The following is a 26,575-nucleotide window of genomic DNA, read 5'->3' as shown; positions in this document are numbered from 1 at the left end:
TCAGGAGGACACCCATGAGCACCATCAACTTCGCGGCGCGTGAAATTAACTGCAAGATCGTGTACTACGGCCCCGGCATGAGCGGCAAGACCACCAACCTCAAGCACGTGTTTTCCAAGGTGCCCGGGCACCTGCGCGGCGAGATGGTCAGTCTGGCCACCGAAGACGAGCGCACGCTGTTCTTCGACTTCCTGCCGCTGGACCTGGGCTCGGTGCAGGGCTTCAAGACCCGCTTTCACCTGTACACCGTGCCGGGGCAGGTGTTCTACAACGCCAGCCGCAAGCTGATTCTGCGCGGCGTGGACGGCATCGTGTTCGTGGCCGACAGCGCCCCCAACCGCCTGCGCGCCAACGCCGAGAGCATGCGCAACCTGCGCGAGAACCTGCAGGAACACGGCATTGACGTGCGCGACGTGCCCATCGTGCTGCAGATCAACAAGCGCGACCTCCCCGACGCCCTGCCGACCTCCATGATCCGCGCCGTAATTGACCCCAAGCAGGAACTGCAGGTCTTCGAGGCCATGTCCGACAAGGGCGTGGGCGTGTTCGAGACCCTGAAGACGGTCAGCCGTCTGGTGCTGGAGCGCCTGTCGCAGAACAAGTAAGGGGTAAGGGCTCTGGGCCATGGGCTGTGGGGGAGACCCCGGCTCATGGCCCATGGCTTATGGCAGATGGCAAAAACCAAGGGGGAAAAGCCCGCCCCGCCCCCTGCCGTTCCTCATGGCCCAGAGCCCATGGCTCATGGCCCAACAAAAAGCCCCCGGCGCGCAACCGCTCCCGGGGGCTCTGGCACTTATTCCTTTACGCCCACTTGATCAGGCCGGCTTCGAGGTCGTTGCTCAGGCCGTCAATGACCGGCAGCATGCGCACGCCGACCGAGTACAGGCCGCTGTCGTTCAGGGGCACGTCGGCGCTGAAGGTGCCGTCGCCGTGGCTCTTCAGGGGCACGCGGGTCAGGTGCTCGCCGCGCTTGAGCACCGCCTCCACGCGCAGTTCGTTCAGGTTGATGCCGGCCGGGTTCACCTGGGCGCGCACAGGCACCGTCTGGCCGGGGTGGGTGGAGGCGGGCAGCTGCGCCTGGGCGGTCAGGGTGGTGTAGTTCCACTGCTGGCGCACCCAGCCCTTCCAGCTGGCGATCTCGCGGGCGCGGGCGCTGCTGCTGGCGGCCAGCTGCGCGCCGCGCTGGGCAATGGGCAGGTAGTACTTCTGCGTGTAGTCAATGACCTGCCGCTGCATGGAAAAGCGCGGGCTGACCGTCTGAATGGCGCGGCGCACCGTGTCGGCCCAGGAGTCCTCGCCGGTCTGGGCGCCGTAGTAGCGCGGCGTGATGTCCTGCTCCAGCGTCTGGTACATGGAGTAGGCGTCGGCGTCGTCCTGCACCTGCAGGTCAGCGTACTCGCGCTCCTCGCCAATGGGCCAGCCGTTGGTGCCGTCATAGCCTTCGCGCCACCAGCCGTCCAGAATGGAGAGGTTGGGGCTGCCGTTGAAGCTGGCCTTCATGCCGCTGGTGCCGGACGCCTCCAGCGGGCGGCGGGGGTTGTTCAGCCAGATGTCCACGCCCTGCACGAGGTGGCGGGCCACATTCATGTCGTAGTTTTCCAGAATCACGATCTTGCCCCGGAACTCCGGTTCCTGGCTGACGCGGTAGATCTCCTGGATAAAGGCCTTGCCGGGGTTGTCGGCGGGGTGGGCCTTGCCTGCGAACACAAACTGCACCGGGCGCTCGGGGTGGTTCACAATGCGCGAGAGGCGCTCCTTGTCGCGGAACAGCAGCGTGGCGCGCTTGTAGGTGGCAAAGCGCCGCGCAAAGCCGATGGTCAGGGTGTTCTCGTCCAGCAGGGTGCCCGCAGCGGCCACCTCGGCGGCCGAGGCCCCGTTGCGCAGCTTCTGCTCGCGCACCCGGGCGCGCACAAACGTGATCATCTCGCGCTTCATCTCGCGCTGCACGCCGCGCAGCTGCTCATCGGTCAGCTTCTCCACGGCCTGCCACATCGCCTCGTCTTCCAGGCGCTCGGTCCAGTCGGCGGGCAGCACGGTGGACAGCAGGTCGCGCATGGCCTGACTGGTGAAGGTGAGGTTGTGCGCGCCGTTCGTCACGTGCCCAATCGGCACTTCTTCTGCCTCGGCGCCCTCGTACAGGAACTTCCACATGTCGCGGCTGACCTCGCCGTGCAGTTCGGAGACCCCGTTGGCCGCGCGGCTCATGTTCAGGGCGAACACGGTCATGGAGAAGGTGGGGACCAGGTGGCCGTCCCACATCTGGTCGTGGCGGGCCAGGGCGTACAGGTCGTCGCGGCTGGTGTTCAGCAGGCCCGGCCACTTGCCCAGGTAACGGTCCATCAGGTCGTAGCCAAAGGCGTCGTTGCCGGCCGGGACCGGGGTGTGGGTGGTAAACAGCGTGCTGGCCGCCACGGTTTCCACCGCCGTGCGGAAGTCCAGCCCCTGGGCCACCTGCTCGCGGATGCGCTCTAGGCTCAGCAGGGCGGCGTGGCCCTCGTTCATGTGGTAGACCTCGCCGGGAATGCCCAGCAGGCGCAGCGCGCGAATGCCCGCCACGCCCAGCAGCACATACTGCTGCACGCGCAGTTCCTGGTTGCCGCCGTACAGGCGGGCAGTCAGCTTGCGGTCGTCCTCGCTGTTTTCGGGGACGTTGCTGTCCAGCAGCAGCACGCGAATGCGGCCCACGTTCAGGTTCCACACGCGCACGTGCACGTCGCGCTCGCCAATGCGCACCTTCACCCGGGCGTCCTCACCCGAAGGCGTCTGGGCCGGGGTGATGGGCAGGGTGGTCAGGTCCAGCTCGTCGTAGGCCTCGGTCTGCCAGCCGTCCTTGTCGAACAGCTGCCGGAAGTAGCCCTGGTGAAACAGCATGCCCACGGCCGTAAAGGAGATCCCCAGGTCCGAAGCACTTTTGCAGTGGTCGCCCGCCAGCACGCCCAGGCCGCCCGAGTAGATGGGCAGCGACTCATGGAAGGCGTATTCCATGCTGAAGTACGCCACGGGCTTCATGCCGGGCGCGTTCTTGCTGGCCCAGGTGTCTTTTTTGCCCATGTAGGCGTCGAACTCGGCCATCACCTGCGTGTAACGGGCCAGATAGGCAGGGTCGGCGGCCACGGCCTGCAGGCGGGCCTGCGGCACTTCCAGCAGTGTGCGCACCGGGTTGCGCTGGAAGCGCTCCCAAATGGCCTGATCCAGGTCCCGGTACAGGTCCTGCGCGTGCGGGGTCCACGACCAGTAGAGGTTATAAGCGAGTTCTGACAGCCGCGCGATCTGGGCCGGCAGCTGAGGCAGCACCGTGACTTTACCAATGACGTTCATACAACCCTGAGCTTACACGACGGCCCTTTGGCCTGGGTTCGCGCTGCCTGGGCCTCGTCTGTACGGCGCTGGGGGGGTGGGCTGGGCGCCGTTTCGTGGCAGCATGGCGGCTGTGACCTTTTCCGATGAGGTGCGCCTCGCCTTGCTGGCCGAGGGTGACCGCCTGGCCCGGCGCCTGACCCAGACCCTGCAGGTCAGCGCGCAGGACCCACCCCGCCTGACCCTGCTGGGCCGCAGCCTCGCCCTGAATCTGATGGGGGCCCTGCTGCCCACCCTGGAACAGGTGGCGCGCCGCTCTGGCACGCCCCTGCGCGCCGAAGTCACCCTGGACCGCCTGGGCCAGCCGCAGTTGCAGACGTGGTGGCCCGGGGACCGTCCGGGCCAGAGCTTGCCGGTGGCTGATCTGCTCGACCGCCTGCTGCTGACCCAGGCGGGGCAGTGGCACCCCCCGGTTCGCGAGGCCCTGCAGGGGGCCCTGGGCGGCAGTGAGCACGCCGCCGAACGGGCTCTGGTGAGCTGCCTGCGCAGCCCGCCTGTGCTGCGCGGCATGGAAGCGGCGATGCGTCTCCTGTTGCGTCCTCCGGGTTGAGGGTGGACGGGGAGGCGCCATTGCAACGCACGCGGCTAGGCATCTGCTGCGGGCCGCACGGGGCCCTGATCGTTGCTCTTCTCCTCGCTCCACTTCCGAGAATCCGCCTTCATATTTTCTCTGGGGTCCGGCCCGGTGTATCTCTCTAAAGCTCTCGAAACAAAAAAATTCCGGCAAGTCTGCCGGAACTTCTTGAAAGCGGGATTATTTTCGTTCGGGTTGCGCCACAGGCAGCGGCGCCTGCAGGTGGCGGGTCAGCAGCACCAGCACGGTCAGGGCGTGCACGCACAGCAGGGCGAACAGTTCCAGCGTGGGCTTCATGGCGTAGCCGGCCGCGCCCACCAGTTGAAACAGGGTCAGGATCAGCAGGCCCTGCGCGCGCTGTTCGGGGCGGTACAGAAAGACAAAGGTGCCCCCAATCATGCTGAACATCAGCGGCAGCAGCAGGGCGTTTAACATCTCTTGATCCATGCCTCATTATTGTCTGCCGTTTCTGACAAGCGTATGACCTTTGTCCGAGAAAGGGTCAGCGTCTAGACAAGAAGGGGGGGAGGGTGATGGTTGAAGGTTGATGGGTGATGCAGAGGAAGCGGTGCTGGGGGAGTGACTTCGAGGCCCAGGGTGGAGTTCGGTGCGGTGCGGGGCACCTACCGGCCTAAGAAGACAAGCCGCCCCTGAAAGGCCGCTTGAGACGGGATGAAAGTGACCGGCTTCTCTCGAGATCGCTTTCCGTTTTCCCCTCTCCCCTTGTGGGAGAGGGAGGGAGGAGCAGAGCGACGGAAGGGTGAGGGGGCCATCGGGTGGCCCGGACGGGTGTGGCATCCATTGAATTCCGCCCGACCCCCGCTGTTTTCCCCCCGCCTCCATTCACAGCCGGTAGCGGGCCACCTTGTCTGGGTCCAGGGCGTGATGGCGCAGGGCCGCCACGTCCAGCCAGCCGTTCTGGAAGACGATGGGCTGGTTCAGGAGGTCGTCTTGCAGTTTCAACACAAAGCTGAGTTCACAGGGCTCGGTGACCTCGCTCTGGGTGGCCAGCAGCGCAGCGTGCAGGGTGCCCAGGCCGGTGCTGGCCTGCGAGCCCACCATGCCGCGTTTGCCTGCTGCCGCCGCGCGGCGCAGCATGGCCAGTCCATCGGTAAAGCCGTTGCGGGCGGTTTTCACGTTCAGCACGTCAAACGTATCAAAATCCAGTTCGCGTTCCAGGTCGGCGGGGGTAAAGCAGGAATCGTCGGCCACGATGGGCAGGCGGCCCTGGGCGTGCAGCGCGGCGCGGGCACGCAGCGCGCGGGCCGGCAGCGGCTCTTCCACGTACAGCAGCCCCGCCTCGCGCATGGCGTCCAGGGCAGCGGGGGCTGTGTCTGGGGTCAGGGTTTCGTTGCTGTCGGCATACAGCTGTACGTCGGCCCCAAATTCCTGGCGCAGCGCCGCAATCACGGCCAGGTCGCGGGCGTGGTCGCGCCCCACCTTTACCTTCAGGCAGCGCACGCCCGCCGTGACCACCCGGCGCGCCTCGGCCAGCATCTCGGCGGGCGGGGCGATACCCAGGATGAAACTCACGCGCACCTGGGTGTTGGGGCCCAGCAGCGTGTCAAAGAGGCTCTGGCCCTGGGCACGGGCGCGGGCGTCGTGCAGGGCCATGTCCAGGGCGCCGCGCGCCGTGTGGTTGTTCGCCACGCTGTTTCGTATGCGGTTCAGGGCGGCTTCGTCGGTCACTGGCAGACCCAGCAGCCCGCCCTCCAGGTGCGCCAGAATCGCCACCACACTGACGGGGGTTTCGCCGTAGATGCTAGGCCTTGGGGTGGCTTCGGCCACGCCCACCGTGCCGTCAGACAGGGTGACCTGCACCAGCACGTGCTCAGCGGCGCTGAGGGCCGAATGCGCCCCCCAGGCCAGCGCCGAGGTCAGCGGCAGGCGGTAGGGCACCGCCTGCACCCGGGCCACCGTGGGCGCGCTCATGGCGCCTCACCCGCCCAGTTCTGAATGGCCGCCGCCACCTCGGCCGGGGCGAGGCGGTGGGTGTCCAGCACCAGCGCCCGCGTGGGGGGCAGGGTGCGCAAAAAGGCCTCGGCGGCGGCTGGGTCGTAATGGCGGCGCTCGCTGAGGACAATCTTCGTCTTGGCCAGAAGGTCGGCCGGGGCGTGGCCCTGGGCCGCCAGCGTGTCCAGTTCGGCGGCCGAGAACACCTGCGCCGCGCCGGGCAGGGCCGCCAGCTCGGCGCGCAGGTTCTGGCCGCTGCCCGCCGCAGCCACCTGATCAAAGGCGTCGGCGCGGCCCAGCAGGCGCTCCACCCGCACGCGGTCCGGCGCCCCCAGCGCCACAAAACGCCACGCCGGGAAGGTCTGCGCCGCGTACTGCACCTCGTCCAGCCCGCGCAGGCCGTCGAACACCAGAGGGCCGGTCCAGTGTGCCGTGTCCGCCACCAGGGAACCCAGCGCCTGGGCCATACCGCCCGGATGCGTCTCGCGGTAGCGGGCCGTCAGGGCAAAGCGCTCTTCCCGGTCACGCACTGGGCCGCCCGCCAGCGGCCCGATCACCACCGCGTCGGTGACCTCGCGCCGGTCGGGCAATACCTGCACGCCGCTGCCCAGTCCTTGCAGGGCCGCCAGTGCGGTGCTTTTGCCCACGCCGGTCACCCCCACCAGCACGGTCAGGGGCCACGCGGCCAGCGGGCGCTCACCGGGGCCGGGTAGGGGAGGGGCAGCCCTCAAAAACGCCAAAGCAGCACTCATGGCCCCGAGAGTACGCCCTGGTCTGGGCACCCTGCGGGCCGCCGTCCAGCCGACTGGCCCTGGCCGTGGGCCCGCCCTCGCTGTTGGGCTTCTGGCGGGGGTGGAACAGTGTTTTCAAACCGCGCGCCCGCTTACCTTCTTATGAAACCTGAAGGTCATTAAAGAGGAGCCCAAGAATGGGTCAAGCGGCGGTAACGGCAAAGACATGGCGCCGGGCGCTCACGCCTTCTTACACTGCCTGATGGAGGCCCTATGACCCGATTAAAAGGCAATTCCGGCGGCGGCGGCGGACGCGTGCTGCTGATCGTGCTCATCCTGCTGGTGCTGTTCCTGCTGCTGTATTTCTTCTACCTCAAGCCCCAGGGGCTGCTGGATCTCGGCTTTATCTGAGGCGGGCTGGGGCCGGATCTCCGCCTGAAGGTGCAAGGCGGCAGCCCGGCCTGGCCGTGCCGGTGCGGGGCTGAAACAGGCCCTGCTCCCCCTTTCCCTCTCTTGTTTCCCTTTCTGGAGCGTGCTGCATGATTAAAGGCAAGGATCTGCTGGGTCGCCCGATTGTCGCTGTGGGCAGCGGCGAGCGCATCGACCGCGTTCACGACGTGATTTTTGACCATCAGGCCAATCAGGTGCTGGGGCTGCTGGTGGACGAGGGTGGCTGGTTCAGCGCCGCCAAGGTGGTGCCCTTCGAGCGCATTCGCAGCATCGGCGAGGACGCCATCATGATCGGCACCCCCGACGATGTGACCACCACCCGCGAGGACGGCCGCCTGAAAGACGCCCTGGACAGCAAAGTCAGCCTCGTGGGCCTGACCCTGCTGACCACCGACGGCCAGAACCTGGGCAAGATTGCCGACGTGTTTTTCGATGACCACACCGGCCGCGTGGAGGGCTACGAAGCCACGGGCGGCCTGTTTGCCGATCTGAGCAGCGGGCGCACCTTTGTGCCGGCGCCTGAACAGGTGCAGATTGGCGTGGACACCGCGCTGGTGCCGCCGGCCGTGGCCCAGGCCATGCAGGAGCAGGAAGACGGCGGCCTCAAGGGCGCGCTGGCCTCGGCTGGGCAGAGCATCAAGGGCGCGTACGAGAACATTGCCGACGCCACCAAGGAGCGCCAGAAGGAATTCGTGGTGGGCAAGACGGCGGGCGGCGACATCACCGACGAGGACGGCCGCCTGCTGGTCGCCAAGGGTGAGACGATTACTGAAGCCCACGCCGAGGCCGCCGACGCCGCTGGCAAGCTGACCGCGCTGGCCACTGCCGCCACCGGGGGCGTGCTGGCCGACGCCTACGGCAGCGCCCGCGAGCGCGTGCAGGACACCTACGAGGATGTGAAGAACGCCACCGCCGAGCGCCAGAAGGCCTACGTGGTGGGCAAGACCGCCCGCAGCGAAATCAGCACCGATGCCGGCGAAGTGATTGTGCCGGCTGGCGCCGTGATCACCAGCCACCAGGCCGACCGCGCCGAGCAGACCGGCCGTCTGGCGGCCCTGACCGCAGCAGCCACGGGCGGCGCCATTCAGGAAGGCGTGCAGAGCTACCGCGAGCGCCAGCAGGCCGACCCCAACTCGGTGGAAGCGGCCATTGGGCGCCGGGTGAAGACCGACGTGCGCGCCCCGGGTGGCAGCATCGTGGCGGCCACCGGCCAGATCGTGACTCCGGCCATTGCCGACCGTGCCCGCCATGTGGGTGTGGAAAGCGCCCTGATTGCGGCCACCACCGGCAGCGCGGTGCACGCGGCGGCTGCCCCCGCCAGCAGCGGGCTGGCCAGCGTGACCGAAAGCGCGGGCAGCCTGATTGACCGCGCCAAGGCGTGGCTGGGCGACAAGCGCGAGCAGGCCGAGGGCGCCCTGGAACAGCGCCAGCAGGACGCCATGGAACAGCGGGTGCGCGACGCCCTGGGCCGCCCGGTCACCCGCGTGATCCTGGCCCCTGACGACTCGATCATCCTGAACATTGGCGAAATCGTGACCCACAAGGCGGTGCAGGCCGCGCGCGACGGCGACGTGCTGGACATCCTGGTGAGCAGTGTCAGCAAGGACGAGCCGCACCTGGACCCCCTCGCCAGCCGCCCGGAAGCCCACGGCGAAGCGGCGCTGGAGAGCCAGCCCGAGCCTGCGGTGCCCGGCCAGCCCCAGGTCACCCAGCCTGCCCAGGGTCAGGCGACCCAGACCCAGGCCACCCAGCCCCAGACCACACAGACCACACAGCCACAGACGGACCCGAACCGCACCGAACGTCCCCTGTAAATCCTTCCTGCATCCCGGGCCGCTCCTGCTTTGTGTGGGGGCGGCCCCACCTGTGGGGGCCGGGCGCGGCCTATCCTGGGGCCCATGATTCAGGCACTGATCGGTCAGACCCCGCTGCTGCAACTGCAGCGCGTCACGGAGAGCGGCATGGCCGAGGTGTTCGTGAAACTGGAGGGCCAGAACCCCGGCGGCAGCATCAAGGACCGCACCGCCCTGGGGCTGGTGGAGGACGCCGAGCGCCGGGGCGTGCTGAAGCCCGGCGGCACCATTGTGGAACCCACCAGCGGCAACACTGGCATTGGGCTGGCGCAGGTGGCGGCAGCCAAGGGCTACAAGCTGATCCTGTGCATGCCCGCCAGCATGAGCGAGGAGCGCAAACGTACCCTGGTGGCCTACGGCGCCGAACTGGTCCTGACCGACCCAGCCCGCCGGATGCTGGCCGCCATTGAAGAGGCCGAGAAGATCGTGCATCGAAGCGGCGCCGTCATGATGAACCAGTTTGCCAATCCCGCCAACCCCGCCACCCACGAGCGCACCACCGGCCCCGAACTGTGGGCGCAGATGGACGGCCGCATTGACGCTTTCGTGTACGGCAGCGGCACCGGCGGCACCATCAGCGGGGTGGGGCGCTTTCTAAAAAGGCAGAACCCGGCCGTGCAGGTGATCGCCTGCGAGCCTGCGCGCAGCAACGTGCTCAGCGGCGGCGTGATGGGCAGCCACGGCTTTCAGGGCATGGGCCCCGGCTTTATCCCCGACAACCTGGACCGCTCGGTCATTGACGAGGTGATGGAGGTCTGGGAAGAGGACGCCTACCCCCTGGCCCGGCGGCTGGCACGCGAGGAAGGCGTGTTCGTGGGCATGAGCAGCGGCGCGATGGTCTGGGCCGCGCTGGAGGTGGCCCGGCGCCTGGGGCCCGGCAAGCGCGTGGCAACCATCGCCTGCGACACGGGTGCCCGCTACCTCACCACCAGCCTCTTTGCCGGCCAGGAAGATACGCCCCCGGGCTACCAGCCCCGGTCACGGGACTTGGTGGGCTAAGCGCAGAGAAGCTGCCTTGCCTCAAACCTTAAAGGCCTGGGCGATTCACTCAAGTTGATAAAATAAACCGGAAGGAATTATGGTGTGACACAGCAGAGGCGTCACGCAGGCGCCCACTTGTTTCTGGGGGGCACATCATGACCAAAGTCTTGTTTGTTCAGGGCAATCCCAAACCGCTGGCGGAATCGACCTCGCGCCAGCTGGGGCAGCACTTTGTCGAGGCCTACGTGGCCGCTCACCCGGGGGCGCAGGTGACGGCCCTGGACCTGTACTCGGCCGAGATTCCCTTCATTGACGCCGATGTGATGACCGGCTGGGGCAAGCTGGCGCGGCAGGAAGACCTGTTGCCCCACGAGGCGCAGAAGGTAGCTCGCCTGGGCGAACTGGTGGACCAGTTCCTGGACACCGACCTGCTGGTGTTCGCCGCCCCCATGTGGAACTTTGGCTACCCCCCCATGGTCAAGGCGTACATGGACGCCGTGGCGGTGGCGGGCAAGACCTTCCGTTACGGTCCGCAGGGCCCCATAGGCCTGGCGACCGGCAAGCAGGCCGTGATCTTGGAGACGCGCGGCGGCTTCTGGAGCGCCCCTGAGGCCAGCGCCATGGAACATTCAGCCAGCCACCTGCGCGCCTTCCTGGGCTTCCTGGGGGTGACCGACGTGGAAACGGTGTTCGCCGAGGGCCTGAACTTCGACCCCGGCCGCAGCGAAGAGATCATGGCCGAAGCCGCTGAGCGCGCCCGCGCTCTGGCCCAGCAACTGGCAGCCAAGGCCCTACAACCGGCCTGAGCCCCCCACAGCAAAGCCCTCCCGGACCAGTGGCGTCCGGGAGGGCTTCTTTGCGTGTTGGGGCGCGTTAAAGCGAACCGCGCCTGATCGTTTTAGCGCCGGCCGCCGCCGAACATCCCGATCAGGTCATCCAGGGCGCCGCCGTCGCCGTCACGGTCCAGGGCGCGGTTCAGGGTGCCAAACAGGTCACCGCCGCCCCTCTGGGCCTGACCCTGCGGCGAGGCCGGGCTGGGGTAGCCCGGAACCACGGGGCCACCGCCCAGCACGCTGCCGCCCTGGGTGTAGGGGTCAGGCTGGCGCGGCATGGGCTGGGCCGGGGCGCCCCCCAGCATCCCCCCCAGGATGTTGCCCAGGCCGCCGCCCGCGCCGCCCAGCAGCCCGCCCAGAATGCTGCCCAGATCGGCGCCGCCACCCTGGCCGGGGAAAGCCCCGCCCTGCCCGGGGAACGCGCCCCCCTGGCCAGGAAAGCCTCCGCCGCCCTGCCCCTGGCGCTGCCGGCTGAGGTAGCCCAGCACCAGCGGCGCGAGCATGGTCAGCAGCTGCATGGCGAGTTGCGGATCAATCCCTGCGCGGCGGCCCACCGCCTGCGCGGCCTGGGTCTGCTGGCCGCCAAACACGTGGCCCAGAATCTTCTGGCCGTCGGTCATGTCGGGCATCTGCCCCTGTCCAAAGGCGCTGAGGGCCGAGCCGTCGTGGCGGTCCAGCGCGCGGCCCAGGGTGTCCAGGCCGCCGGGCTGCGCGGCGTTGCGCGTCAGGGCGCCCAGCAGGAGGGGCAGGGCCGCTTCCATGGCCGCTTCGGTCTGCTGCGGGCTGGTGCCCAGCTGCCGGCCCAGGGTCTGTCCGGCGCCGCCCAGGCCGCCCAGTTGACTGAGAATGTCCATCATGGTGTGCCTCCTTATGGCCCAACGTGCGTTCCAGCCTAGGTTCTGCCGCTGAGCTTGGCGTGCAGCGCGCGTTGAGAAAACCCTGAGACGTACCTGGGGCTCACAGCGGTCACGACAGGACCTGAAGGTGAACCGTTCAGATCCTGTGAGGCGAGCAGCGCGAGTGACCGCGACAGAGGGCGGTTGGCGTGACGTTGAGGGGGGTCTCTTCCTCCCCTCAACGGAACGGAAGACGCGCCGCCCGCTTCAGGCCGTCGCCTCCGGCACCAGGGGCCGGTACTGCTGGGCCTGCAGGCGCCAGAGTTCGGCGTATTCACCGCCCCGGGCCAGCAGCTCGGCGTGCGGGCCGTCCTCAATCAGGCGGCCCCCCTTCAGCACCAGAATCCGGTCGGCCATCAGCACGCTGCCCAGGCGGTGCGTGACCAGCAGGGTGGTGCGCCCCTGGGCCAGCGACGCGAAGGTGGCAAACACCTCGGCCTCGCTGCGGGGGTCCAGGGCCGCCGTAGGTTCGTCCAGAATCAGCAGGCGGGCGTCGCGGTACAGGGCGCGGGCGGTGGCGAGTTTCTGCCACTGGCCCCCCGAGAGGTCCACGCCCCCGAACGCCTGGCCCAGCCGGGTCTCCAGCGGCCCCACCCGGTCCAGCACCGCCCCCAGCCCACTGCCCTGCACGGCGGCGCTCAGCTTGGCCTCGTTCAGCGGCTGGCCCAGAAGAATGTTGTCCTGCAGGCTCCACTCAAAGCGGGCAAAATCCTGAAACACGGCGGCGATGCCTGCGCGCCACCTGCTCAGGTCCAGCTCACGCAGGTCGGTGGCGCCTGGGCCCTCGCCCACCACGATCCGGCCCCCGGTGGGATCGTAGTAGCGCAGCAGCAGTTTGATCAGTGTGGTCTTGCCGGCGCCGTTCTCGCCCACAATAGCCACAATCTGGCCCTCAGGGATCACCAGATTCAGGCCGTGCAGCACGGGCGGCTGGCCCCGGTAGGCAAAAGACACGTTCTCCAGGCGCAGGGTGCCGCTGCGGGGCTGGGGCCGGGGCTGGGCCGGCGACTGCACGCCGCCCGGGGCCTGCAAGAAGGCGTGCAGCTTGGCAAACCAGCTCAGGTGTTGGCTGGTGGTAGACAGGGTTTCAGACAGGCCAGAGAGTTCGCTGCGCAGCGCCGCCAGCGCGGTGATGACCAGCACCACGCTGCCCGCGCCCACCTGCCCCTGCTGGGCCTGCGCCACCACGAAGATGAACAGGCCAGCGGTCACGGCCAGCGACAGCACTTCGTAAGGCAGCAGGGCCAGCAGGCCCCGGGTGCGCTGGGCCCGCAGCACCTGCAGGTAATCGCGGGTCAGGCGGTGGCTGCGCGCCTGCAACTCGGCGGCCAGCCCGTACAGGCGAACCTCCTTGGCGTACTCGTGGCGCAGGGCCACGCGTGCCAGATAGTTGATCTCACGGGCCTGCGGGGTGCCCTGAATGTAGAGGCTCCAGCCCAGCTGGTAAAACTTCATCTGTTGCGACAGCAGCGGCATCAGCCCCGCCACCACCACCAGCGGCACCCACCAGCCAATCACCAGCAGCGTGGCCGCCACGCTGGTCGCCGCTACCACCCCCCGCAGGCCGTACACGATGGACGACACCAGATTCAGGGGCCGGTGCGAGGCGCCGGCTTGCAGCACCTCTATGTCGTCGTGAAACTGCGGGTCCTCAAGCACATCCAGCCCTTCCAGGGTCTGCATGCGGGCCATCAGGCGCTGATTGACCTGCAGGGTGTAGTGATCGGCCGCCGCGCCCTGCAGCACCTGCGTGAGCACCGTGGTGATCTGGGTCAGCAGCGCGGCGCCGGCCCAGGCGGCGGCCAGCCCGGTCAGGTTGGCCGACCCGCCCGTGAGCAGGCGGCCCAGGCCGTCCACGGTCCACTGGCCGATCAGAATGGTCACGGCGGGCATCACGCCCTGCACCGCGCCCATCAGCAGCAGGCCGCCGCTCAGCCACGGCTGGCTGCGCAGCAGGTCCGGCAGGGTCAGGAGAAACGTGCGCCAGAGCGTGGGGTGGGGCGGAGAGGCAGCGGCGCTCATGACTGCCCGTAGTGTAGGGAGCGCGCCCCGGCCCCGCGCGCAAGGTTGCGTGTGGGGTGCGGGCCAAGTGCCTCGAGGCTGGCGAGTTTACTGGGTTGAAAAACCGGCCCCTGGCGCAGAAAAAGCTGGGGCCCTCGACAACCGGACAGGCCCCCTCTCCCGCCCACCCTCCGCCAAGCGGCCTATGTTCGGCCCTGGCCCGCGCCCGCTACCCTGAGCGCTTCCGGTTCGGCATGCTGGAAAGAGGGGGAAAAAGCTATGACCAATGCACCGGCGCCTGCGCGCGTCAGGGGCGGCGCCCTGCTGTCGCCGCTCGCCCTGCCCTGGGCGGTGGCCCGGCTGGGGTTTCGGCGGCAGTTCGCCTACCCGCAGGCGGCGCTGTGGGGCCTGATCACGAATACTTTTTTTGGGGTGCTGCGCGTGGCGGTGCTGCTGGCGCTGTTCGGCACGCGCCCCCAGGTGGCGGGCTACACCGCGCAGGACGCGATCACCTACACCGGCCTGACCCAGGCGTTCATCATGGCCCTGAGCCTCTTTGGCTGGACCGATTTCATGCGCACGGTGCACCGGGGCGAGGTGGCGGCCGATCTGCTGCGGCCCCTGAACCTGCTGGGCTTCTGGGCCGCGCAGGACGCTGGGCGCGCCGCCGGGCAGTTTGTGCTGCGCGGCCTGCCCATGCTGCTGCTCTTTGAGGCGCTGTGGGGCATGGTGTGGCCGGACGGCGCCCTGGGCTGGCTGCAGACGACCCTGAGCGTGCTGCTGGCCTGGGCCTGCGGCTTTCTATTCCGCTTTCTGGTGAACTGCGCGGCCTTCTGGTCGCCGGACGCGGCGGGCTTTGGCCGTTTTGGCTGGGCGGTGCTGGGGCTGGGCTGCGGCTTTCTGATGCCGCTGGCCTTTTTCCCCGACTGGGTTCAGGCGTGGCTCTCGTGGACCCCGTTTCCCGCCATGCTGAACACCGTCGTGGAGGTCTGGGTGGGCGTGCAGCGCGGCGCCGCCGCCTGGGAGGCGCTGGGGGTGCAGGCCGCCTGGGCGCTGGGGATGCTGGCCGTTACGGCTTTTACCCTACACCGGGGGCTGCGGCGCCTGGAGGTGGCCGGTGGCTAGGGCGCTGCGCAGCGCTGCGCACTATCTGCAGCTGTATGGGCGGCTGCTGGGCGCGCAGGTGCGCTCGCAGGCCACGTACCGGGGGGCCCTGGTGCTGGACGCCCTGGGCACCCTGCTGATCACCGCCGCCGAGTTTGGCGCGCTGGCACTAGTCCTGCCCCGCTTCGGGGGCCTGGGCGGCTGGACCCTGGGCGAAGTCTGCCTGCTGTACGGGCTGGCCGAACTGTCCTTTGTGCTGATGGACCTGCTGTTCGGCGGCTTTGACGCCCCCAACCTGTCGGCCCATGTGCGGGCCGGGACCTTTTCCACTTTTCTGCTGCGCCCGGTGCCGCTGGTGGTGCAGGTGTTCGGGTCCGACTTCGCGCTGCGGCGCGTGGCGCGTATTGGGCTGGCCGCCGCCATCTTTGCCTACGGGGTGACGCACACCGCCCACGCCTGGACCCTGGGCGACGCCGCACTCCTGGCGGGCTGCGTGCTGGGCCTGATCTGCTTTTTCGGCGGCCTGTTCGTGGTGGGAGGCACCCTCACCTTCTGGACGGTGGACAGCGTGGAAGCCATGAACGTGCTGACCTACGGCGGGCGCACCCTGATCAGCTACCCCATGGGCATCTACGGCGAGTGGCTGCGCAAGACCTTTACCTACCTCATTCCGGCGGCCTTTCTGTCGTACTTCCCGGTGCTGCACCTGCTGGGCCGCCCCCTACCCGACGGCCTGCCCCCGGCCGCCGCCTTTCTCTCGCCGTTGGTGGGCCCGGCGGTGCTGGCCCTGGCCTTCGCCTTCTGGCGCGTGGGCCTGCGGCGCTATCAGGGCACTGGAACGTGAGGGGAGTGGAAAGTGGTGAGTGAAACAGCACTCGCGCCTTCTCCACTGCCCACTTCCTCCCCACCATTCGCCAAGGAGGTTCCATGATTCACGTTGAACACCTGCACAAGACCTTTACCAGCCGGGGTGGCTCGCCCCTGCGCCCAGTGCGGCGAGTCCATGAGGCCGTGCGCGATATCTCGTTTCAGGTGGCGCCCGGCGAGGTCGTGGGCTACCTGGGACCCAATGGCGCAGGCAAAAGCACCACCGTCAAGATTCTGACTGGCCTGCTGGTGCCAGACCGGGGCGAGGTGCGCGTGGGCGGGCTGGTGCCCTGGAAGGCGCGGCGCCAGCATGTGGCGCGGCTGGGGGCCGTGTTCGGGCAGCGGACCACCCTGTGGTGGGACCTGCCGGTGCGCGACAGCCTGGAGTTGCTGCGTCACGTGTACCGGGTACCGCCGGCCCGCTGGCAGGACAACCTGACCACCTTTACTGACCTGCTGGACCTGGGGCCCTTTCTGCACACCCCGGCGCGGGCCCTTAGCCTGGGCCAGCGCATGCGCGCCGATCTGGCCGCCGCGCTGCTGCATGACCCGGAACTGCTGTTTCTGGACGAACCCACCGTGGGCCTGGACGTGGTGGCCAAGGAGCGCATCCGCGACTTTGTGGCCCATGTCAGCCGCGAGCGCGGCGTGACGGTGCTGCTGACCACGCACGACCTGGGCGACGTGGAACGGCTGGCCCGGCGTGTGCTGATCATTGATCACGGCCAGCTGCTCTACGATGGCGACCTGAGCCAGCTCCAGACCCGCTACGGCAGCGCCCGTGAACTGCATGTGGACTACGACGCGTCTCCCGCCGATGCCCAGGTGCCCGGCCTGACCCTGCTGGGCACCGAGGGGCCCCGCGCCCGCTACGCCTTTACCGGCCCCGCCGCTGGCCCCATTGCCCGCGTGACCGCCCACGCCCCCGTGCGCGACCTGACCGTGAAAGAGCCCGACATCGAGGCCACCATTCGCCGCATCTACGAGGGCGGGCTGCTGCGGGGGGCGGTACACTCGGGGACATGACGCGCCGCACTGCTCCCCAACACGCGCCGCGTGGCGGGGAAAAGCTGCTGCTCTGGGGCCTGGTGGTGCTGGCGCTGCTGGGCACCGGGGTTCAGCTGGCCCTGTGGCTGCCGCCCGCCGATCACCACGCCCTGTCCTGGACTGTGGCGGCGGTGCAGGCTGGGCTGGCTGGCTGGCTGCTTCGGCGGCTGGTGCGCGGCCCAGGGGAGGCCACAGCGCAGGACCACGGCCAGCGCCTCGTGATGACCATGATGGTGCTCCTGACCGCTCAGCTGCTGGGCCGGCGGGTGATGCGGGCGCTGGACGCCGGCGTCCCCGTCCTTGATGGCGCCCTGCTGGCTGGGCTGGTGGCGCTGCTGGGCCTGTTCGTGGTGGCGGCGTGTCACCCCAGTGACGCGTCATGACTGGGCCACAGCCAGAGCAGGAAACCTACCGGGGCCCGCCGCCCAGCGTGGGGGCAGGGTGGTTGATGCTGGTCATCGTGACCGCGTACGCCGGCGCTTCTGCCATGGGTCTGCTGGTGCTGCCCGATCACCGGGCGCTGCGTGTGGTGCTGGCTCTGGTGCCCTTCGCCTTCATCATCTGGGCGGGCGCTGAGCTGTGGCGGGCGCGGGGACGGCCGGTTGTTCAGGGCCCGCCCTGGCCGCTCATGGTGGCGCTGGCATGGCCCCCTCTGGCGCGTCCCATCCTCAAGCTGGCGCGCCAGGAGACATTGACGGGTTTGGACATCGGATTTGCCCTGCTGGTTGGCGTGGGCCTCATTTGGGTGATCGTTGCCAGCCGCCGCCCAGCCCGGTGAACCTGCCTCCCAGCCACTTTGCGGGCGACCCGGTGCCCATTGCCCGCGCGCTGCTGGGGGCCACGCTGGTGCGCGTGCTGGACACAGGCGAGCGCCTCAGTGGCCGCATTGTCGAAACCGAAGCCTACGATTGCCCGCGCGACCCCGCCTGCACCGCCGGGCGCTTTCACGCTGCCCGCAGCGCTGAAATGGCGATTGCCGCCGGCCACTGGCTGTTCTGGGCGGCGCACGGTCACCCCCTGCTGCAGGTCTCCTGCCGGCCCAAAGGCGTGTCGGCCAGTGTGTTGATCCGCGCCATAGAGCCGCTCGAAGGCCTGGGCCAGATGCTCACCTTCCGCCCGGTGACCCGCGAGCGCGACCTGAGCAACGGCCCGGCCAAGCTGGTCTATGCCCTGGGCCTGAACCCCGCCCAGATTGCGGGCACGCGGGTGGACAGCCCCGCCCTTCATCTGCTGCCCGCAGAAACCCCCCTGGACGATGACGCCGTGCGCGTGACCGCCCGCGTGGGCATCAAGGAAGGGCGCCACCTGCCCTGGCGCTTTACCATTCGCGGCAATCTCTGGGTGTCACCGGCCCTGCCCAGCATGGAGGTGGTGGGAGACAGTTGATGGTTGATCGTTGATGGACGATCAAGGTGGCCCCAGGGGCCTGGGCCGCCCAGTTTCGTAAGCTCAGCCATGCTGTTTGCGCCGGCCTTTCCGCAGGAGCAGGCCCTGCCCCCCGAGTTCTTCGCGGGTGATCCGGTAGCCGTAGCCCGCGCGCTGCTGGGGGCCGTGATGGTGCGGGTGCTGCCGGACGGCGTGACCCTGGCCGCCCGCATCGTGGAAACCGAAGCCTACGACTGCCCGCGTGACCCCAGCTGCCACGTCATCGCCCGTCTGCCCGGCGCCGCCGCCATGATGGCCGGGCCACCCGGGCGCGTGTACTACCACCTCGCCTACGACCAGCCGCTGCTGAACGTGATCTGCCGCCCCCAGGGTGTGCAGGCGTCCATTCTGGTGCGCGCCGCCGAGCCGCTGCTGGGCGAGGAGCGCATGCGCGAGCGCCGCCCCGTGAAGCGCCGCGTGGACCTGACCAACGGCCCCGCCAAGCTGGTGCAGGCCCTGCACCTGGACCCAGAGCTGCGCGGTCAACCGATCAATGGGCCGGCATTTTACTTGGTGCCCGGCGAGCCTGTGCCAGACGAGCAGGTGACCACCACCGCCCGCGTGGGCCTGCGCCAGGGGGCCGAGTTGCCCTGGCGCTTTCTGATCACGGGCAACGCGTGGGTGTCGCCGGGTAAGCCCAGTGCTGGGGGCGGAGGGGCTCAGACGGGACTCAGGTGAGCCGAAGGCGAGGGGTGAGCGGACTTGCACCGCTGTATCGCAAAGCGAACACCAGAACTTGCGGGACGACGGCGATGGAAAAGCATCGCTTCTTTTTTCCCAAGAGGCTTTGGAATCAGAGTCGGCCCGTCTCAGTTGGCAGACAGGCCCAGCAGCGTCGCCACGCCCTGAACAGCGGTCAGGCGCCCGGCTTCCACCTCGGCGCGCAGCTGGCGCAGCTGCTCCGGGTCCACCCCGGCCTGGAATGCGCGCCACGCGGCCTCGCGCAGCAGCTCGTCAAACCACACGGCGGTCTGGGCGCGGCGCTTGGCCCTCAGGTCCACGGCCTCGCGGTAGCGCTCCACAGCGGCCCACACCTCATCCAGTCCTTCGCCGGTCAGCGCAGAGGCGCGCAGGGCCAGGGGGCGCCACGGGGCGTCATGGGGCGTCAGCAGGGTCAGGGCCGCGCGCAGTTCTGTCTGGGCACGCACCGCCGCCTGCGGGTTGGTGTCGGCCTTGTTCACCACACACAGGTCCGCCAGTTCCATGATCCCGCGCTTGATGCCCTGCAGTTCATCCCCGGCGTTGGGCAGGGTCAGCAGCAGAAAGAGGTCGGTCATGGCGGCCACCTGGGTTTCGCTCTGGCCCACGCCCACGGTTTCCACCAGCACGACGTCGTACCCGGCGGCCTCGCACAGCGTGATGGCCTCGCGGGTGCGCCGCGCCACCCCGCCCAGGGTGCCGCCGGACGGACTGGGGCGAATAAAGGCCTGGGGGTGCACCGTCAGCCGGGGCATCCGCGTCTTGTCGCCCATGATGGACCCGCCTGTGCGGGCGCTGCTGGGGTCCACTGCCAGCACGGCCACGCGGTGCCCGGCATCCGCCAGACGCAGGCCCAGCGCCTCAATGAACGTGCTTTTGCCCACGCCCGGCACGCCGGTCAGGCCCAGGCGAATGGCGCGGCCCGCGTGTGGCAGTACCTCCGCCAGCAGAGCCTGGGCGCTCTCTTCATGCTCGGGGCGCGTGGATTCCGTCAGCGTGATCGCCTTGGCCAGCGCCCGGCGGTGACCCGACAGCAGGGGAGAGGTCAGCGGGTGGGTGGACAGGTCAGCTCCTTGACAAGGTCGGCGGGCCGGAGGTTCTGAAGAATCTGCGGCCACAGCACGCGGTCCTGCTCGGTGATCGGCCCCTGTTCCAGCCGCTGCACCACGCGGCCTGAAGGGTCAATGAAGAGTTCGGTGCGGGTGGTGCCCCCTGGGCTGGGCTGCGGCCCGGCGGTGGGCCCGGCCCGGAGCAACTGGCTTTGGGACAGATACCGGGGGTGGCCGCTGGCGTCCCAGTACACCAGATACTCGGTGCGGCCCCCCTCCAGCAGGTTGGTGGCCGAAAAGAACAGGCGGCGCACCACGCCCCGCCGGTCCGTCCAGGTGTCCACCTGGAACGCCGCGTCCACGATGCACGGCACAGAGCTTCCCGAGAACACCACGAACTGCCCCCGGGCGGCGTCGGTCTGCGCCACCAGCGTCCGCACCGCCTGGGTCTGGGCCGCCGCAGGCAGCGGGGCGTGGCCCCCACCTGCCCCCGCCGAGACGCTCAGGGTCAGGAGGCCCAGCGCGGCCCAGCGTCTCAGCACGTAGGGCCTCAGCACTTCAGCCCCCGGGGCACAGGGCGCAGGTACGAGCGCAGCGGTGTGGTGACGCCCGCCCGGCGAAAGCCCGTTTCCTTGACCAGCCGCCCCCGCGCGTCGAAGGCCCCGCGCACGTCCAGCAGGCGGCCCGCAAAGCCGGTCCACTGCACCTGCATGCCGGTCAGGCGCCCGGCGCGGTCATAGCTCTGGCGCACGCGCAGGGTGTTGTCGGGAATCAGGCGGGCGTAGTCCAGACTGCGCACCCGGCCCGCGCGGTCCAGCAGGTAGCGGGTTTCGCCCACCTGACAGACCTTCAGGCCGCCCACCGTGGTCACGGCCGGGGTGTTCTGGTACGGGACAGGGGGGAGGCCCTGGGCCCCCGCCAGGGTCAGCAGGGTGCAGACGGAGAGCAGCATGGCTTTCATGGCTGCCGGTACGATGTGGCGGCGGGCCGGGTTGCTCACGGCGGCCCCTGTCTGCGGTCCAGCCACGACGAGGCTGCTGGGCAGACCACCGCCGCCACCGTCGGCCCGAACGCGGTAGTCAGCTGCACCAGCCGCACCAGGGCCGGGCCGACCCCGGCCAGCCGTCACGGTCGCCGGGGCGCCGGTCACGCCTCCCCGCGCAGCAGGCGCAGCACCTCGCGCGCGCTGTGCAGGATCGGGGTGCCGGGGCCAAAGATGCCCGCCGCGCCAGCCTCGCGTAGCGCCGGGTAATCCTGCTGCGGAATCACACCGCCCACCACCACCCGGATGTCCCCCGCGCCTTCGGCACGCAGCGCCTGAATCAGCTGCGGCACCAGTGTCTTGTGCCCCGCCGCCTGAGAACTGACGCCCACCACATGCACGTCGTTTTCAATGGCCTGGCGCGCGGCTTCTTCCGGGGTCTGGAACAGCGGGCCCACGTCCACGTCAAAGCCCAGGTCGGCAAAGCCGGTGGCAATGACCTTGGCGCCCCGGTCGTGGCCGTCCTGGCCCATCTTCACGACCAGTAGGCGCGGGCGGCGGCCCTCGGCCTCGGCAAAGGCCTCAATTTCGCCTTTCAGGGCGCTGAAGCCCTCGTCGCCCTCGTAGCCAGCGGCGTACACCCCGCTCAGGGTGCGCACCTCGGCGGCGTGGCGGCCCCATACGCGCTCCAGGGCGTCGCTGACCTCGCCCACGGTGCAGCGGGCTTGCATGGCGGTTACGCTCAGGGCCAGCAGGTTGCCCTCGCCCGTGCGGGCGGCGTGTTCCAGGGCGTCCAGGGCGGCCTGTGCGGCCTGGGAGTCGCGGGCCGCCTTCACGTGCGCCAGGCGGGCCAGCTGCGCTTCTCGCACCGCCGCATTGTCAATGTCCAGCACGTCCACAGGGGTTTCCGTGGCGGGGCGGTACTTGTTCACACCCACGATCACGTCCTCACCCCGGTCAATGCGGGCCTGCTTGCGCGCCGCACTTTCCTCGATCCTCAGCTTGGGAATGCCGCTTTCAATGGCCTTGGCCATGCCGCCCAGGGCCTCGACCTCGCGCATCAGCTCTCGCGCCTTGTCGGCCAGGTCGTGGGTCAGGCGCTCCATCAGGTAGCTGCCGCCCCAAGGGTCCACCACCTGCGGAATGCCGGTTTCTTCCTGCAACACCAGCTGCGTGTTGCGCGCAATGCGGGCCGAAAAGTCGGTGGGCAGGCCAATGGCCTCGTCAAAGGAATTGGTGTGCAGGCTCTGGGTGCCGCCGAACACCGCCGCCATCGCCTCAATGGTCGTGCGGATGATGTTGTTGTAGGGGTCCTGCTCGGTCAGCGACCAGCCCGAGGTCTGGCAGTGGGTGCGCAGGGCGCGGCTCATGGGCTTTTTGGGCTCAAACTGGGCGATCAGTTCGCTCCACAGCAGCCGCGCGGCGCGCAGTTTGGCGACCTCGGTGTAAAAGTTCATGCCAATGCCGAAGAAAAAACTCAGGCGCCCGGCAAAGTCGTCAATGTTCAGACCCTTGCCCAGCGCGGCCTTGACGTATTCCAGGCCGTCGGCCAGCGTGTAGGCCAGTTCCAGCGCGGCGTTCGCCCCGGCTTCCTGCAGGTGGTACCCGGAAATCGAGATGGAATTGAAGCGCGGCATCTCCTGCGCCGTGAATTCGATGATGTCCGCAATGATCCGCATGCTGGGCGCAGGCGGGTAGATGTAGGTGTTGCGCACCATGAACTCTTTGAGGATGTCGTTCTGGATGGTCCCCGAGAGTTCGTCCAGCCGCGCGCCCTGCTCCAGCCCCGCCACGATGTACGCCGCCAGGATGGGCAGCACCGCGCCGTTCATGGTCATGGACACCGACATCTCGTTCAAGGGAATGCCGTCGAAGAGGATTTTCATGTCCTCTACGGAATCAATCGCCACGCCCGCCTTGCCAACGTCGCCCACCACGCGCGGGTGGTCGCTGTCGTAGCCCCGGTGGGTGGCGAGGTCAAACGCCACCGACAGGCCCTTCTGCCCGGCCGCGAGGTTGCGGCGGTAAAAGGCGTTGGATTCCTCGGCGGTGGAAAAGCCCGCGTACTGCCGGATGGTCCAGGGCCGCGCGGCATACATGGTGGCGCGCGGGCCCCGGGTAAAGGGCGGCAGGCCGGGCAGCGTATCGGCGTTCACGCCTTCCAGGTCGGCGGCGGTGTACAGCGGCTTCAGGGTCAGCCCTTCGGGGGTCTGGGCGTTCAGGCGCGCGGGGTCGGCGCCCTTCAGGTCCTTGCTGGCCAGGGCCTTCCAGGCGGCCAGATCGGCGGTGGGGTGGGTCATGGGTGGGTGCCTCCGTCTGGGCCCATGATGCCACGCGCCGCCTAACGGGCGTTTGGGTGGGAAGGCCAGGACAACAGGCCTTCCCACCCAGCCCCGTCCCTCCCGCCTACCAGTGCGGCGCGCGGCGGTGCAGCAGCGCCCACAGGACCAGCAGCAGCAGGGCGTGGGCCAGCAGCCGGGGCAGCAGATGTGCCGTGTCCCCGAACTGGGTCAGGCCCAGGGCGGGCAGCATGGCCCCCAGCGTGCCCCGCACGCCCTCGGGCAGCAGGGTCAGCAGCGCAGGGGCCAGTTGCAGCCACACCACGCTGATCACCAGCGTGGCGGCGAAGTGGCGCGTCAGCAGGCTCAGGACCGTCAGGGTGAGGGTGCTAGAGAGCACGCCCAGCAGCCCGGTCAGCGCCTGGGCCGGGCTGGGGAGCGGGCTGCCCAGCGCCAGGGCCAGCGCCGCGCCCAGCAGGGCCACGGCCAGCACCAGCACCACCTTGGCCGCCACCACGCGGCTGGGGTGGGTGGGCGTGGTCTCCAGCCAGCGCGGCGTGCCCAGGCCGTCTTCCAGGGTCAGCAGGTAGGGCAGCAGCAGGGCCACCGCCGCGTGCGCCGGCAGCAGCCACCCCGGCGCCGAAGTGCTCAGGGCCACCGGGCCCAGGTGCTGCGCCCCCCACAGCAGGGCCGGCAGCCCCAGCGCCGAGGCCGTCAGGGCCAGCGCCAGCGGCTGGCGCTTGAATTTCAGAAGTTCCGGGTGCAGGGGCAGGGGCTCAGGACGCATCTTTGATTCTCCAGTACAGCTCTTCCAGGTCTTCGGGGCGGCTGCCGTACACGGGCAGGTTCAGGGTGCTCAGCAGGCCCAGCACCTGCGCCGCCTGGGCGGGCGCGGCCTGCACCACCACTTCGCCGGCGCCGCGCCCGCTCTCTGTGGCGTGGCCGTGGCTCTCTAGGGCGAGCGCCGTCTGGGCCGGGTCGGGCACCTGCAGCACCAGCCGCCGCTGCGCCTGCAGGGCGCTCAGCGGGCCATCAAAAACGCTGCGGCCCCCGTGCAGCACGCTCAGGTGGTCGGCAGAGCGCTCGGCTTCCAGCACCTGATGGGTGGACACCAGCAGGCTCACCCCGTCGGCCCGCAGGCGGGTCAGCACCGCCCAGAGGGCCTCGCGGCCTTCCACGTCCAGGCCGTTGGTGGGTTCGTCCAACAGCAGCCGCCGCAGGTCCGGGGTGAGGGTGCTGGCCAGATACAGGCGCTGGCGCATGCCCAGCGAGCAGCGCCCGAAGGCCCGGTGCGCGCTGGCCTGCAGTCCCACCCGCTCCAGCGCCCCCGCTGCCCAGACCCCTGCGCGGCGCAGGCCCCGGTAGCCGGCCACCACCCGCAGGTTGTCCAGCAGGCTCAGGTGCGGGTAAAAGCGCGGTTCTTCCAGGGTAAAGGCCACCTCGCGGCGCAGCGCCGGGTGGGGCGCGCGGCCCAGCAGGGTGAAGGTGCCGCTGTCGGGGGCCTCCAGGCCGGCCAGCAGCCGCAGCGTGGTGGTCTTGCCCGCGCCGTTGGGCCCCAGGAACAGCCCCAGGGCGCCCGCCGGCAGGCTCAGGTTCAGGCCCTGCAGGACCGGGTGGGCGCCGTAGCGCTTGGTCAGCCCCTGGACGGTCAGGGCGTCAGACATGGCGCACCCCGTTCAGGGGCTGGGCCAGCACCCGCCGGGCAGCCGCCAGGCGCCGCGCGTGGGCCGGATGATCGTGAAACAGCACCTCGGCGGCGCGCGGGGGGTTGGGGTCCTGCAGATTCTGGTCCGACAGGCGTTCCAGCACGCGCGCCATGCCGTCCAGATCGCCGGTCAGGCGCAGGGCGTAGGTGTCGGCGCGGTATTCCATCTGCCGTTTCAGGGCGTGTCCCACGAGGTCCAGCCCACGCTGCGCCAGCGTAAAGGCCAGGGCCAGGACCGGCACGGCGCCAATATCTCCCGCCCCCTGCAGGCCCCCCTGGGTGCCCAGCGTGCCCAGCAGGATCGCCGCCGCGCCCACCATGCCCAGCAGCGACAGCCACTGCCACGCCAGCAGCCGCCACAGATCGCGCCGCGCGTGGTGTCCCAGTTCGTGGGCGATGACAAACCGCAACTCCTCGTCGCTGGCCTGGGCCAGCAGGGTGTCACTGACGATCAGCTGTGCGCCGCGCAGGCTGGGCTGCACAAAGGCGTTCGCCACCCGCGCGTTGCGGCTGACCTCGGCCACCTGCAGCCCGGTCAGGCGCACCCCCGCCTGGGCAAAGAGGGTCTGCGCCAGCGCGCTCACCCGTTCGTCGGTCAGGGGGCGCAGGCGCACGGCCCGCCGCGTCAGCCAGGGCTGCAGCGCCACCAGCGCCCCCAGAAAAACGGTGATGGCGGCGGCGGCCCCGGGCAGCCACGCGTCCGGCGCCGCGCGGAACACGCCGCTGACCGCCAGATAGAGGCTGCCCTGCACCACTGTGGACACGGCGCTGGCCGCTCCCCACTGACGCAGCCACGCCGCCGTGCCCAGGCGCAGCAGGCCGGCGCGGCGCTCCTGACGGTAGCCCAGCAGGTACTCCAGCGGCAGCTGAGCGGCGCTGGTCACGGCCCCGTACGCCGCCACGAACAGGGCGCGCTGGGCCAGGGTGTCGTCGCCGGTCAGGTCGCGCAGGCCGGCGGCGGCCCCGCTGAGCACCAGTCCCAGGTTCAGGGCGGTGCCGGTCAGCAGAAACAGCCCCAGGCGCTTCAGGCGAAAGCGGTCCTGCGCCTGCCGCTGGGCCAGGGTGGAGGGCTCGGCACTCATGCGCCGGCCTCGGGGGCAGCTTCGAACAGGGCGCCGGGAAAGGTGATGGCCACAGCGGTGCAGGGGCGGCGCTCGCCCGCAGCGGTGGCGCGGGCGGCGTAGCGTTCCAGCAGTTCGCCCAGTTCGGCCTGCAGCGCGGCGTAGTCCTCGGCGTTCAGGTCAAAGGTGCGCACGTTGGCGTTCAGGGCGTAGCGAATCAGGGCGGCGGGGGGCGGGTCCATGTGCAGCGGCTGGTGGTGGCCCAGGCGCAGGGTGATCGCGCCTTCCAGCCTCTCCTCGCTGAGTTCCTGGGCGCGGTCCCGCGCGGCCTGGGCAAAGCGCCCCGAGACCTCGCGGAACAGCGGCGTGAACATCTCGCTCACGTCGGCGGCGGCGGTCAGGCGGTAGGGCACCACGAAGGTCACGGCCACCACCTGGTAGCGCGCGCGTTTGCCCACCGTCTGCGCGGTTTCCAGCAGGCCCAGGCTCAGCAGGCGGCGCACGTGGTAGGTCACGCGGTTGGCGGGCTGGCCCAGGCTGCGCGCGGCCTCGCTGGGGGTCATGGGCTCGGCAAAGGCACCCAGCAGGCTCAGGGTCTGCGGGTCCAGCAGGGCCAGGGCCTGCTCGGGGGTCTGCACGGTCAGGGGCGGTGTGTCGCTCATGGGGCCACTATGCCCCGGGTCATTTTCAGTCGGAACGCCAAAAACTGAAAATTGGAGAGGGGCCTG

Annotated in this window: 27 protein-coding genes; 13 read left to right on the top strand and 14 right to left on the bottom strand. The window is 69.5% G+C overall.

The genetic code is table 11. From position 1 onward, the window contains the following. The first annotated feature begins 14 nt into the window (after positions 1-14). Positions 15-605 carry a GTPase MglA gene (mglA, locus tag KMW22_RS05765; RefSeq protein WP_221089081.1) on the top strand — a complete coding sequence of 197 codons (591 nt, stop codon included), beginning with the start codon at positions 15-17 and terminating at the stop codon, positions 603-605. 196 nt (positions 606-801) lie between these two features. Here the strand turns inward: mglA and glgP are convergent, their stop codons facing one another. Continuing rightward, positions 802-3,318, bottom strand: coding sequence for an alpha-glucan family phosphorylase (glgP, locus tag KMW22_RS05760; protein WP_221089080.1), 2,517 nt, complete (start codon positions 3,316-3,318; stop codon positions 802-804). 112 nt (positions 3,319-3,430) lie between these two features. Here glgP and KMW22_RS05755 point away from each other — a divergent pair, with 112 nt between their 5' ends. Then, positions 3,431-3,907 carry a hypothetical protein gene (locus KMW22_RS05755; RefSeq protein WP_328774608.1) on the top strand — a complete coding sequence of 159 codons (477 nt, stop codon included), beginning with the start codon at positions 3,431-3,433 and terminating at the stop codon, positions 3,905-3,907. Between the two features lie 204 nt (positions 3,908-4,111). Here KMW22_RS05755 and KMW22_RS05750 read toward each other — a convergent pair whose 3' ends face one another. The 3 genes from KMW22_RS05750 to KMW22_RS05740 form a co-directional block, all read right to left on the bottom strand. After that, positions 4,112-4,378, bottom strand: coding sequence for a hypothetical protein (locus KMW22_RS05750; RefSeq protein WP_221089078.1), 267 nt, complete (start codon positions 4,376-4,378; stop codon positions 4,112-4,114). Between the two features lie 396 nt (positions 4,379-4,774). After that, entirely contained in the window at positions 4,775-5,863 is a 1,089-nt protein-coding gene (locus KMW22_RS05745; protein WP_221089077.1) for an enolase C-terminal domain-like protein, read from the bottom strand. Then, a complete protein-coding gene (locus KMW22_RS05740; protein WP_221089076.1) occupies positions 5,860-6,636 on the bottom strand; it encodes an ATPase in 777 nt (258 codons plus the stop codon). Before KMW22_RS05740 ends, KMW22_RS05745 begins: the two co-directional genes overlap by 4 nt. A 252-nt stretch (positions 6,637-6,888) precedes the next feature. Here KMW22_RS05740 and KMW22_RS05735 point away from each other — a divergent pair, with 252 nt between their 5' ends. From KMW22_RS05735 to KMW22_RS05720, 4 genes are all read left to right on the top strand, one after another. Beyond that, positions 6,889-7,026 (top strand): hypothetical protein, encoded by a 138-nt coding sequence (locus KMW22_RS05735; RefSeq protein ID WP_199188308.1) that lies wholly within the window; start codon positions 6,889-6,891, stop codon positions 7,024-7,026. Between the two features lie 128 nt (positions 7,027-7,154). Further along, entirely contained in the window at positions 7,155-8,879 is a 1,725-nt protein-coding gene (locus KMW22_RS05730) for a PRC-barrel domain-containing protein (RefSeq protein WP_221089075.1), read from the top strand. A gap of 84 nt (positions 8,880-8,963) precedes the next feature. Continuing rightward, positions 8,964-9,917 (top strand): cysteine synthase A, encoded by a 954-nt coding sequence (cysK, locus tag KMW22_RS05725; protein ID WP_221089074.1) that lies wholly within the window; start codon positions 8,964-8,966, stop codon positions 9,915-9,917. A gap of 137 nt (positions 9,918-10,054) precedes the next feature. After that, a complete protein-coding gene (locus KMW22_RS05720; protein ID WP_221089073.1) occupies positions 10,055-10,705 on the top strand; it encodes an FMN-dependent NADH-azoreductase in 651 nt (216 codons plus the stop codon). Between the two features lie 92 nt (positions 10,706-10,797). Here KMW22_RS05720 and KMW22_RS05715 read toward each other — a convergent pair whose 3' ends face one another. Both KMW22_RS05715 and KMW22_RS05710 read right to left on the bottom strand, forming a co-directional pair. After that, positions 10,798-11,589, bottom strand: coding sequence for a DUF937 domain-containing protein (locus KMW22_RS05715; protein WP_221089072.1), 792 nt, complete (start codon positions 11,587-11,589; stop codon positions 10,798-10,800). 246 nt (positions 11,590-11,835) lie between these two features. After that, positions 11,836-13,650, bottom strand: a complete 1,815-nt coding sequence (locus tag KMW22_RS05710; RefSeq protein ID WP_221089071.1) for an ABC transporter ATP-binding protein — start codon at positions 13,648-13,650, stop codon at positions 11,836-11,838. A 258-nt stretch (positions 13,651-13,908) separates the two neighbouring features. Here KMW22_RS05710 and KMW22_RS05705 point away from each other — a divergent pair, with 258 nt between their 5' ends. The 7 genes from KMW22_RS05705 to KMW22_RS05680 all read left to right on the top strand — a co-directional run bounded on the left by KMW22_RS05705 (position 13,909) and on the right by KMW22_RS05680 (position 18,750). Further along, entirely contained in the window at positions 13,909-14,754 is an 846-nt protein-coding gene (locus KMW22_RS05705; protein WP_221089070.1) for an ABC transporter permease, read from the top strand. Beyond that, positions 14,747-15,577 (top strand): ABC transporter permease, encoded by an 831-nt coding sequence (locus KMW22_RS05700; RefSeq protein ID WP_328774607.1) that lies wholly within the window; start codon positions 14,747-14,749, stop codon positions 15,575-15,577. Before KMW22_RS05705 ends, KMW22_RS05700 begins: the two co-directional genes overlap by 8 nt. 83 nt (positions 15,578-15,660) lie before the next feature. After that, positions 15,661-16,626 carry an ABC transporter ATP-binding protein gene (locus KMW22_RS05695; protein WP_221089069.1) on the top strand — a complete coding sequence of 322 codons (966 nt, stop codon included), beginning with the start codon at positions 15,661-15,663 and terminating at the stop codon, positions 16,624-16,626. Then, positions 16,623-17,030, top strand: a complete 408-nt coding sequence (locus KMW22_RS05690) for a hypothetical protein (RefSeq protein WP_221089068.1) — start codon at positions 16,623-16,625, stop codon at positions 17,028-17,030. Before KMW22_RS05695 ends, KMW22_RS05690 begins: the two co-directional genes overlap by 4 nt. A 65-nt stretch (positions 17,031-17,095) precedes the next feature. Then, on the top strand, positions 17,096-17,425 hold the full coding sequence (locus tag KMW22_RS19280; protein WP_235692652.1) for a hypothetical protein: 330 nt from the start codon (positions 17,096-17,098) through the stop codon (positions 17,423-17,425). Beyond that, a complete protein-coding gene (locus KMW22_RS05685; protein ID WP_328774606.1) occupies positions 17,422-18,033 on the top strand; it encodes a DNA-3-methyladenine glycosylase in 612 nt (203 codons plus the stop codon). Before KMW22_RS19280 ends, KMW22_RS05685 begins: the two co-directional genes overlap by 4 nt. A 69-nt stretch (positions 18,034-18,102) precedes the next feature. Next, positions 18,103-18,750 carry a DNA-3-methyladenine glycosylase gene (locus KMW22_RS05680; RefSeq protein WP_221089066.1) on the top strand — a complete coding sequence of 216 codons (648 nt, stop codon included), beginning with the start codon at positions 18,103-18,105 and terminating at the stop codon, positions 18,748-18,750. A gap of 131 nt (positions 18,751-18,881) precedes the next feature. On the opposite strand, the gene meaB is transcribed toward KMW22_RS05680, so the two are convergent. The 8 genes from meaB to KMW22_RS05640 form a co-directional block, all read right to left on the bottom strand. Further along, the gene (gene meaB, locus KMW22_RS05675) at positions 18,882-19,835 is read right to left on the bottom strand and encodes a methylmalonyl Co-A mutase-associated GTPase MeaB (RefSeq protein ID WP_221089247.1); all 954 of its coding nucleotides are present in this window, start codon (positions 19,833-19,835) and stop codon (positions 18,882-18,884) included. Further along, positions 19,817-20,362 carry a hypothetical protein gene (locus tag KMW22_RS05670; protein WP_221089065.1) on the bottom strand — a complete coding sequence of 182 codons (546 nt, stop codon included), beginning with the start codon at positions 20,360-20,362 and terminating at the stop codon, positions 19,817-19,819. The genes meaB and KMW22_RS05670 overlap by 19 nt, the downstream gene beginning before the upstream one ends. Positions 20,363-20,370: 8 nt before the next feature. Continuing rightward, the gene (locus KMW22_RS05665) at positions 20,371-20,970 is read right to left on the bottom strand and encodes a hypothetical protein (RefSeq protein ID WP_221089064.1); all 600 of its coding nucleotides are present in this window, start codon (positions 20,968-20,970) and stop codon (positions 20,371-20,373) included. Further along, positions 20,967-23,102 (bottom strand): methylmalonyl-CoA mutase, encoded by a 2,136-nt coding sequence (gene scpA, locus KMW22_RS05660; RefSeq protein WP_221089063.1) that lies wholly within the window; start codon positions 23,100-23,102, stop codon positions 20,967-20,969. The genes KMW22_RS05665 and scpA overlap by 4 nt, the downstream gene beginning before the upstream one ends. Positions 23,103-23,208: 106 nt before the next feature. Next, positions 23,209-23,868 (bottom strand): hypothetical protein, encoded by a 660-nt coding sequence (locus KMW22_RS05655; RefSeq protein ID WP_221089062.1) that lies wholly within the window; start codon positions 23,866-23,868, stop codon positions 23,209-23,211. Continuing rightward, complete coding sequence (locus tag KMW22_RS05650; RefSeq protein ID WP_221089061.1) at positions 23,858-24,745, bottom strand: ABC transporter ATP-binding protein; 888 nt, start codon at positions 24,743-24,745, stop codon at positions 23,858-23,860. The genes KMW22_RS05655 and KMW22_RS05650 overlap by 11 nt, the downstream gene beginning before the upstream one ends. Beyond that, entirely contained in the window at positions 24,738-25,868 is a 1,131-nt protein-coding gene (locus tag KMW22_RS05645; protein WP_221089060.1) for a M48 family metalloprotease, read from the bottom strand. Before KMW22_RS05645 ends, KMW22_RS05650 begins: the two co-directional genes overlap by 8 nt. Beyond that, on the bottom strand, positions 25,865-26,509 hold the full coding sequence (locus KMW22_RS05640) for a winged helix-turn-helix domain-containing protein (RefSeq protein WP_221089059.1): 645 nt from the start codon (positions 26,507-26,509) through the stop codon (positions 25,865-25,867). Before KMW22_RS05640 ends, KMW22_RS05645 begins: the two co-directional genes overlap by 4 nt. Positions 26,510-26,575: the final 66 nt, after the last annotated feature.

Origin of the sequence: Deinococcus aquaedulcis (genome assembly GCF_019693445.1) — a bacterium.
Classification (GTDB): domain Bacteria; phylum Deinococcota; class Deinococci; order Deinococcales; family Deinococcaceae; genus Deinococcus; species Deinococcus aquaedulcis.
This window is presented reverse-complemented; position numbering and strand designations above follow the sequence as displayed.

What these genes read in the sequence shown, in the direction of transcription:
- KMW22_RS05710 (WP_221089071.1), bottom strand. Translation starts at nt 13,650, where the DNA reads ATGAGCGCCGCTGCCTCTCCGCCCCACCCCACGCTCTGGCGCACGTTT.
- KMW22_RS05650 (WP_221089061.1), bottom strand. Translation starts at nt 24,745, where the DNA reads ATGTCTGACGCCCTGACCGTCCAGGGGCTGACCAAGCGCTACGGCGCC.
- KMW22_RS05640 (WP_221089059.1), bottom strand. Translation starts at nt 26,509, where the DNA reads ATGAGCGACACACCGCCCCTGACCGTGCAGACCCCCGAGCAGGCCCTG.
- KMW22_RS05715 (WP_221089072.1), bottom strand. Translation starts at nt 11,589, where the DNA reads ATGATGGACATTCTCAGTCAACTGGGCGGCCTGGGCGGCGCCGGACAG.
- scpA (WP_221089063.1), bottom strand. Translation starts at nt 23,102, where the DNA reads ATGACCCACCCCACCGCCGATCTGGCCGCCTGGAAGGCCCTGGCCAGC.
- KMW22_RS19280 (WP_235692652.1), top strand. Translation starts at nt 17,096, where the DNA reads ATGCTGGTCATCGTGACCGCGTACGCCGGCGCTTCTGCCATGGGTCTG.
- KMW22_RS05690 (WP_221089068.1), top strand. Translation starts at nt 16,623, where the DNA reads ATGACGCGCCGCACTGCTCCCCAACACGCGCCGCGTGGCGGGGAAAAG.
- cysK (WP_221089074.1), top strand. Translation starts at nt 8,964, where the DNA reads ATGATTCAGGCACTGATCGGTCAGACCCCGCTGCTGCAACTGCAGCGC.
- KMW22_RS05730 (WP_221089075.1), top strand. Translation starts at nt 7,155, where the DNA reads ATGATTAAAGGCAAGGATCTGCTGGGTCGCCCGATTGTCGCTGTGGGC.
- KMW22_RS05655 (WP_221089062.1), bottom strand. Translation starts at nt 23,868, where the DNA reads ATGCGTCCTGAGCCCCTGCCCCTGCACCCGGAACTTCTGAAATTCAAG.
- KMW22_RS05680 (WP_221089066.1), top strand. Translation starts at nt 18,103, where the DNA reads ATGCTGTTTGCGCCGGCCTTTCCGCAGGAGCAGGCCCTGCCCCCCGAG.
- KMW22_RS05745 (WP_221089077.1), bottom strand. Translation starts at nt 5,863, where the DNA reads ATGAGCGCGCCCACGGTGGCCCGGGTGCAGGCGGTGCCCTACCGCCTG.
- KMW22_RS05695 (WP_221089069.1), top strand. Translation starts at nt 15,661, where the DNA reads ATGATTCACGTTGAACACCTGCACAAGACCTTTACCAGCCGGGGTGGC.
- KMW22_RS05705 (WP_221089070.1), top strand. Translation starts at nt 13,909, where the DNA reads ATGACCAATGCACCGGCGCCTGCGCGCGTCAGGGGCGGCGCCCTGCTG.
- KMW22_RS05740 (WP_221089076.1), bottom strand. Translation starts at nt 6,636, where the DNA reads ATGAGTGCTGCTTTGGCGTTTTTGAGGGCTGCCCCTCCCCTACCCGGC.
- KMW22_RS05720 (WP_221089073.1), top strand. Translation starts at nt 10,055, where the DNA reads ATGACCAAAGTCTTGTTTGTTCAGGGCAATCCCAAACCGCTGGCGGAA.
- glgP (WP_221089080.1), bottom strand. Translation starts at nt 3,318, where the DNA reads ATGAACGTCATTGGTAAAGTCACGGTGCTGCCTCAGCTGCCGGCCCAG.
- KMW22_RS05645 (WP_221089060.1), bottom strand. Translation starts at nt 25,868, where the DNA reads ATGAGTGCCGAGCCCTCCACCCTGGCCCAGCGGCAGGCGCAGGACCGC.
- KMW22_RS05735 (WP_199188308.1), top strand. Translation starts at nt 6,889, where the DNA reads ATGACCCGATTAAAAGGCAATTCCGGCGGCGGCGGCGGACGCGTGCTG.
- mglA (WP_221089081.1), top strand. Translation starts at nt 15, where the DNA reads ATGAGCACCATCAACTTCGCGGCGCGTGAAATTAACTGCAAGATCGTG.
- KMW22_RS05750 (WP_221089078.1), bottom strand. Translation starts at nt 4,378, where the DNA reads ATGGATCAAGAGATGTTAAACGCCCTGCTGCTGCCGCTGATGTTCAGC.